A 239-nucleotide genomic window follows, 5' to 3' on the forward strand; every position below is an offset into this window, starting at 1 on the left:
ATACCATTGTCTGTTACATCGCCTTTAATCGAGGTATCTGCATCAACACATACCGTCTCATAGACTTTATTGTTTTGCCCTTCTTCTTGGCAGGCAGTTGTATATATAGCTATAAATAGTATAACGACAACTTTATAGATATTTTTTGAGGCGATCATAAATGACTTCTCTTCACTAACATTTTTATCAGGCCACTTTTTATTCATTTCTAGATTGAAAGTTTTTAGTCCTAATTACGT

Annotated in this window: 1 protein-coding gene; it reads right to left on the reverse strand. The window is 33.1% G+C overall.

The genetic code is table 11. The features are described from left to right. Nucleotides 1-206 (reverse strand): hypothetical protein (locus AAEZ03_RS28745; protein WP_350583402.1); only part of this gene is annotated, 206 nt, incomplete at its 3' end. Nucleotides 207-239: the final 33 nt, after the last annotated feature.

This window comes from Pseudomonas sp. HY2-MNA-CIBAN-0224 (genome assembly GCF_040310285.1).
GTDB classification, from domain to species: domain Bacteria; phylum Pseudomonadota; class Gammaproteobacteria; order Pseudomonadales; family Pseudomonadaceae; genus Aquipseudomonas; species Aquipseudomonas helleri.